Here is a 6,106-nt window from a genome sequence, read left to right as displayed (position 1 = left end):
GTACACAGTATCCTTTAGAAGGTAATTAAAAAAAACTTCTACCCCATGCTAATTTGCTATTTAGCATTAAGCAAATAAATTTTATACAGCGAGATAAAAGAGAAAAAGAGCCCTGCCAGGATAATTAAAGAGCGGATCCAGTTCATCATACTCCATTCTGATACTGTTTTTCTAAGCAAATCAACATCGGCGAGTTGCGCAGTTTTAAACATAATGTCATTACGGGGATAGAAATAGGCAAAGGTGAATACATCCCCTAAAATGTATAAAACAAACGCAGCCCCTAAACACAACCGGATAGACGGAGCAGATTTCCAAAAGAGTATTAGAGCCAACAGGCCCAATACCTGGTTAACAGGCGAAAACAGCCTGAAAAAGTTCCCCGGAGTTACCATTTTAAAATACTCCCTTGCAGCAGCTATTGAGTTAGGAATGTCGCCGCCCCATGATCTCGCATCAACCAAAGAAGTATAAATGTTTACAAACAGCAGCCCGCTGGCAATGCTGATAGACGCAAATAAGATTATTGTTTTCATGTTTTTTTTCTGCAAAGATGGCTACCTGGTAAGCCGCAGAATTGTATTTAACGGACATCTTCATAAATATGCCCTTTTATATTGCTCATGCTCCGTTTGTATTCACCGGGTGTTATCGCTGCATAAGCCTTAAAAGTTTTGATAAAATGCGATTGGTCGGAAAAATGGCTTTGAAATGCAATTTCTGTCATCGATAATTTACCCTGGTGAATTAAATTCACCGCATGAAGGTATTTTTTATAAAGCAAAATTTCTTCAGTATTCATTCCTGTTGCTTCAAAAAGTTTCCTTGATAAATGGCGGGGCGAATAACATAAAGAATTTGCCAGCGCTGTTACGGATGAATCATGTTGATTGGGCGCATATATGAAATTATTCATTAATTGTTCCCGGGGTTGCCAATCAACCAAATTTCGCCTCAGCCAGGCAAGAAAAACAGATACCCGGGCATCAAAATCATTTTGTTCGGCAAGCTGGTGCCAAAGTGATTGAAAAGTTGAATCAAGCAGGGTTAAGTCGACCGTAATATTTAAAAATTCGCAGGCAGGTACCTTAAAAATCTCTTTTACGGCCAAAGGTTGAAACAGAACGCCAAAAAAAATCTGTTGTTTTGGAAGATGGATCTGTATGGGCGCTGTGTTGAACCCACTAATAAAGCAATTTGATAAATATTGCCGTTTATTGCCTAATTGAGCCGGGATAAAAGGGCTATCGCTGAAGTTAAAAATAACTTCTACTACACCTTTGGGTATAATGTATTCCTTATGAAAGAGATGGAAAACATCAACCTGCCAAACAGAATGGATTACATTCTTAAAACAGGGTTCGTTTGGTATGTAATAGTTGTAGTTCAATTTCCAGGTAATTGATTATTAGCGCCATAAAAAAAATCGTTAATGGCAGAAGATATGACGAAGGCGTGGAATTACAATTTTTCAGCCATGCCGGTCGGCATAATAAAGGAACGAATTTTTATCTTAAGATGCAAGTAATTAGGTCTGAGAGCATTGTCTTTTCCGGAGTTTAGTTAAGGTAATTGCTGTCCACGACAACATGTTACGGAATTAGGGTAAATATCACTGATTAATGGCACAGAAATAGGGTAAAACAAGCGTGGTTCCCGTCTTAACTTTTCCGGTTATTCTCCGATGTGCTACGTTTTTATATTCTACCTATAAAAAAGCGAGTTACAAAAGGAGGATTTGGAATCCACGCAAGTAAAATTGGTATTTGCCAGGTATTAATAAAACATGTTGCCAATTCCCCTGTTAGGTAAAGGGAGGTAAATAAAAACCATGTGGCAGGAAATTGATAATAAGCTTTACAGAGCATTTAAATTTAAAGACTTTTCGGAAGCATTTTCTTTTATGACCCGCGTGGCTTTGTTGGCCGAATCCGCGAATCACCACCCAACCTGGAAAAATGAATGGAATAAAGTCGAAATCTGGCTCTCGACCCACGACCAGGGTGATATTGTAACCGATAAGGATAGATCATTAGCCGCCTCCATTGATAAATTACCGGGAGGTGTTGCGGTTTGATGTTCATTATAGCTGTTCGGAAGAAATAAAAAGCACGGGGGAAATAGATCCTTCACTGCGTTACCCATGACTTGTTGCAAAAAAGCCATCTGTCATGAACGGAGTGAAGCATCTATTATTCGCCATGCCGCTTCGCCCTGTACAGTCTGCGAATAGATCCTTCACTACGTTCAGCATGACAAAAGGTTTTTTTGTACACATCTGTCATAAGCTAATCTACCCACCAAAACACCCGCAATTACCCCAAAAAAACATCCCCTAAAGAATTAACACAAAAGCTATTGCCAGAAATTTTGAAAACCGTAACTTTGCAAACTTAATTTTGTTATAACAATGTCAAAAAACCAGGCGAATACCAAAGTTGCAGCACCAGATCCTAATCCAGGACAGGGCGGCAATTTCGTGCGCGAGAATCAAAAAAGCTTATTATTTATTGGTGGAGCCGTTATTGCGCTCATCGCAATCTATTTTTTATACCTGAAAGTGTATTTAGGTCCGCGCGAAGTTACTGCGGCTAATCAAATGTACGTAGCGCAGGATTTTTGGGCCAAAAAGGATTGGGACAAAGCCATTAATGGCGACGCCAGCTATCCCGGCTTTAAAAAGATCATCAGCGATTACAGTAACACCAAAGCTGCCAACCTTGCTTATTTTTATTTAGGTACCGCTTATTTAAACAAAGGCGAATACCGTAAAGCCATTGAAAACTTAGATAACTACCGCGGCGACGACAGCATGGTAGCCGCCGAAGCTTTTGGCAGCACAGGCGATGCCTATGTAGAGTTAAAAGACTACGAAAAAGCCGCAACCTATTTTAGCAAGGCTGTTGATAAAGCAAAAAATAAGTTTTTATCGCCGCTTTATTTAAAAAAGCTGGGCCTTGTTTATGAAGAAACCAAAGACAATAAATCTGCCGGCGAAGCATACAAAAGGATAAAAACAGAATATCCTGAAAGCGCCGAAGCACAAAATATCGACGAATACATTGCCCGCGCCGAAGCGAAGCTTTAATTTTGATTTCGGATTTCGAATGTTCGATTTCGGATTTGTAAATTGGTAATATTACCTTTGCGCGAATCAGAAATCGAACATTTCTTTTTATATCAAATTAATAAATCCGACACCCCAATTCTGACTTCCGAAATAAAAAAATAAATTCCAAATCGAACATCCGAAATAAAAAAATGGCTACTCAATTAAAAAACCTTTCAGATTTTTCAAATACCGAGATCCCATCTGCCGCAGCATACCGATTTGGCATTGCCGTAGCTGAGTGGAATGCCGAGATCACCGGCGCGCTTTACCGGGGTGCTTATAATAGCCTGGTTGCCAATGGCGCCCTGCCCGAAAATATTTTCACGCACACTGTACCCGGCAGTTTTGAATTAACATCGGGTGCCGACCTGCTGTTAAAAACCAGTAAGCTGGATGCCGTGATATGTTTAGGATGTGTAATACAGGGCGAAACCAGGCATTTTGATTTTATTTGCAATGCGGTAGCAAATGGCGTAAGTAATGTTGCAATAAAATATTCAAAACCTGTTATATTTGGGGTATTAACAACAGATAACCAACAACAAGCCATTGACCGCGCAGGCGGCAAACATGGCAACAAAGGCGATGAAGCTGCAATTACTGCCATAAAAATGGCAGCACTTGCCGAAACATTAAATAGCTGATCTGCGTTAAACCATTATAGTGTTAAAACAATGAAAAAAATAATTTACATAGCTATTATAGCGCTAACTATTGGCAGCATATCATCATGCTCCAATAAATTATGCCCTGCTTACGGATCATATCCCAGATCTGGCCGGTAACAGGCAAATGTCATTTTTGTAATCTCCTGAAAACCAATACCGGTTTTTGTGTTATAATTACGTTTTGATTTAGAGCCAGGGGCTAAGAATCACGATATTAAGACAAAAAGGTTTTGGCTTATTTAAGCTGATGCGCCAGGCATAGCCGGATTAATTTCTTTCGCTATGATGAATTGTCTTGATTCTTAACTCCCGGTTCCTGATTCTTTTACTATATATAATTTTTATGAACTGGATACCGCTTGAATCGGCAGATCAGCTTAACGAGATCAAACAAAATCAAGGCTATAGCCTGATTTTTAAACATAGTACACGTTGCTCCATCAGCATGATGGCAAAAAGACGCTTCGAACTGGATTGGGAAGACCTCCCCGAAGATATGCCCCTCTATTTTTTAGACCTCATCAAGTACCGCGAACTATCGGGCATGGTAGCACAACTTTTCCAGGTACACCATGAGTCGCCGCAATTAATACTTATCAAAGATGGCGAGTGCGTGCTCGATCAGTCGCATGGCGGCATTTCGGTTGAGGAAGCATTGAGTGTTTTAAGCTAAAATTTTATTAGTTTCCGTAGTTCTTCGGGTATAGGTGTGTATAAAGTAGCGCTGCGTTAGCGCAACGGTACTAATTTGGTGCACGCAAAAGTTATGGAAGGGTGCCGACAGGATAGTGTTAAGAGAGCAATGCGTAAAATACACAACGCCCTCATAATCAACAAGCTAAACACAGGATCAAAACCTATCAAATTGACATTCAATACGTTACACGTACGTCCCGAACACCCGAATAGTGTCATAAAAAACCGAAGGTGAAATTCTGCGCTTCTGAAACGGCGGAGCCCTCAACAAGGCTAATTTGAAAATCCGCACATCAATTTACTGTAATAATAATTACAACCTAAGCATTACCCTATAATTGGTTATACTGTTTTTAACTACATTTGTAACATGATTGAATTGCCGGTAGTTCCCGCGGTAAGCCAGGTACAGCGTAAGCCGGATTGGCTGAGGGTAAAGCTTCCTATTGGAAAAGAATATGCACATGTGCGCGGTTTGGTTGATGAACACAAGCTGCACACTATTTGCGAAAGTGGTAATTGCCCTAACATGGGCGAGTGCTGGGGTGCCGGCACAGCTACTTTTATGATACTGGGTAATATTTGTACCCGCTCATGCTCATTTTGCGCTGTAGCAACCGGCAGGCCTTTGGCTGTTGACGTTGACGAGCCTAACCGTGTAGCTACCTCGGTAAAGCTAATGCAGGTAAAGCACTGCGTTATCACCTCTGTTGACCGCGACGACCTTAAAGACGGCGGTTCTATCATCTGGGCCGAAACTATAAATGCCATTCGCCGTGAAAGCCCCGAAACTACTTTAGAAACCTTGCTGCCCGATTTCAGGGGCAACTGGGATAACCTTGCCCGTGTTTTGGAAACCAGGCCCGAGGTAGTATCCCACAACCTTGAAACTGTAAGGCGCTTAACAAAAGAAGTGCGCATCCAGGCAAAATATGATCGCAGCCTGGAGTGTTTAAAGCATGTATCGGAAGCCGGATTACGTACAAAATCGGGCATTATGCTTGGCCTGGGCGAAACTGAGGAGGATATTTTAGAAGCCATGGACGACCTGTTAACTGCAGGTGTACACATACTAACCCTGGGGCAGTATTTACAGCCAACCCGTAATCACCACCCGGTACTCGACTGGATCCATCCGGATCAATTTGCTCATTTAAAACAAATTGGCCTTAATAAAGGTTTTAAATACGTGGAAAGCGGCCCATTGGTGCGCTCATCCTATCATGCAGAAAAACATCTGTTTGATTTGTAATTAATCCCTTTATATATTAACCAGGTTGAGTAAGAAACACAAGATATCGCTTTCGGAAGAAGAACTGGTGCGTGCATTAAGAAATCGTGAGAAGATCGCGGTTGAAGCACTTTATGATATGTATTCGCCGTCGCTGTATGGTGTTATTTCCCGCATTGTTACCAATACCCCAATAGCAGAAGATGTTTTGCAGGAAACATTCGTAAAAATCTGGCATTCCTTTTCGAGCTATAGTGCCGAAAAAGGTCGTTTATTTACCTGGATGGTTAATATTGCACGCAACCTTGCAATAGATAAGATCAGATCAAAAGATTTTAAGAATCAAAATAAAAACCAGGAGATTGAAAATAACGTAACTTTCATAGACCAATATAAGAG

Annotated in this window: 8 protein-coding genes; 6 read left to right on the top strand and 2 right to left on the bottom strand. The window is 40.8% G+C overall.

The genetic code is table 11. The annotated features are described in order from the left end of the window. Positions 1-56: 56 nt before the first annotated feature. Positions 57-536 (bottom strand): anthrone oxygenase family protein, encoded by a 480-nt coding sequence (locus AC1DPZ_RS20170; RefSeq protein WP_477406754.1) that lies wholly within the window; start codon positions 534-536, stop codon positions 57-59. Between the two features lie 47 nt (positions 537-583). Next, a complete protein-coding gene (locus AC1DPZ_RS20165) occupies positions 584-1,390 on the bottom strand; it encodes a helix-turn-helix domain-containing protein (protein WP_477406752.1) in 807 nt (268 codons plus the stop codon). 441 nt (positions 1,391-1,831) lie between these two features. Between AC1DPZ_RS20165 and AC1DPZ_RS20160 the strand changes: the two genes are divergently transcribed. The 6 genes from AC1DPZ_RS20160 to AC1DPZ_RS20135 form a co-directional block, all read left to right on the top strand. Continuing rightward, a complete protein-coding gene (locus tag AC1DPZ_RS20160; protein ID WP_477406750.1) occupies positions 1,832-2,077 on the top strand; it encodes a 4a-hydroxytetrahydrobiopterin dehydratase in 246 nt (81 codons plus the stop codon). 333 nt (positions 2,078-2,410) lie between these two features. Continuing rightward, entirely contained in the window at positions 2,411-3,088 is a 678-nt protein-coding gene (locus tag AC1DPZ_RS20155; RefSeq protein ID WP_477406748.1) for a tetratricopeptide repeat protein, read from the top strand. Positions 3,089-3,261: 173 nt separating this feature from the next. Further along, on the top strand, positions 3,262-3,756 hold the full coding sequence (ribH, locus tag AC1DPZ_RS20150) for a 6,7-dimethyl-8-ribityllumazine synthase (RefSeq protein WP_477406746.1): 495 nt from the start codon (positions 3,262-3,264) through the stop codon (positions 3,754-3,756). Positions 3,757-4,123: 367 nt separating this feature from the next. Further along, the gene (gene ytxJ / locus AC1DPZ_RS20145; RefSeq protein WP_477406744.1) at positions 4,124-4,453 is read left to right on the top strand and encodes a bacillithiol system redox-active protein YtxJ; all 330 of its coding nucleotides are present in this window, start codon (positions 4,124-4,126) and stop codon (positions 4,451-4,453) included. A 393-nt stretch (positions 4,454-4,846) separates the two neighbouring features. Next, positions 4,847-5,728, top strand: a complete 882-nt coding sequence (lipA, locus tag AC1DPZ_RS20140; RefSeq protein WP_477406742.1) for a lipoyl synthase — start codon at positions 4,847-4,849, stop codon at positions 5,726-5,728. Between the two features lie 25 nt (positions 5,729-5,753). Continuing rightward, positions 5,754-6,106 (top strand): RNA polymerase sigma factor (locus tag AC1DPZ_RS20135; protein WP_477406740.1); only part of this gene is annotated, 353 nt, incomplete at its 3' end.

The sequence above is a fragment of the Mucilaginibacter sp. P4_G9 genome (genome assembly GCF_056400985.1).
Note: the sequence above shows the minus strand (reverse complement) of the source record. Positions and strands in the feature narration are given on the sequence as shown.

Excerpts from the sequence above, each read along its gene's own strand:
- AC1DPZ_RS20160 (WP_477406750.1), top strand. The coding sequence starts at position 1,832 with ATGTGGCAGGAAATTGATAATAAGCTTTACAGAGCATTTAAATTTAAA.
- AC1DPZ_RS20155 (WP_477406748.1), top strand. The coding sequence starts at position 2,411 with ATGTCAAAAAACCAGGCGAATACCAAAGTTGCAGCACCAGATCCTAAT.
- ribH (WP_477406746.1), top strand. The coding sequence starts at position 3,262 with ATGGCTACTCAATTAAAAAACCTTTCAGATTTTTCAAATACCGAGATC.
- lipA (WP_477406742.1), top strand. The coding sequence starts at position 4,847 with ATGATTGAATTGCCGGTAGTTCCCGCGGTAAGCCAGGTACAGCGTAAG.
- AC1DPZ_RS20170 (WP_477406754.1), bottom strand. The coding sequence starts at position 536 with ATGAAAACAATAATCTTATTTGCGTCTATCAGCATTGCCAGCGGGCTG.
- ytxJ (WP_477406744.1), top strand. The coding sequence starts at position 4,124 with ATGAACTGGATACCGCTTGAATCGGCAGATCAGCTTAACGAGATCAAA.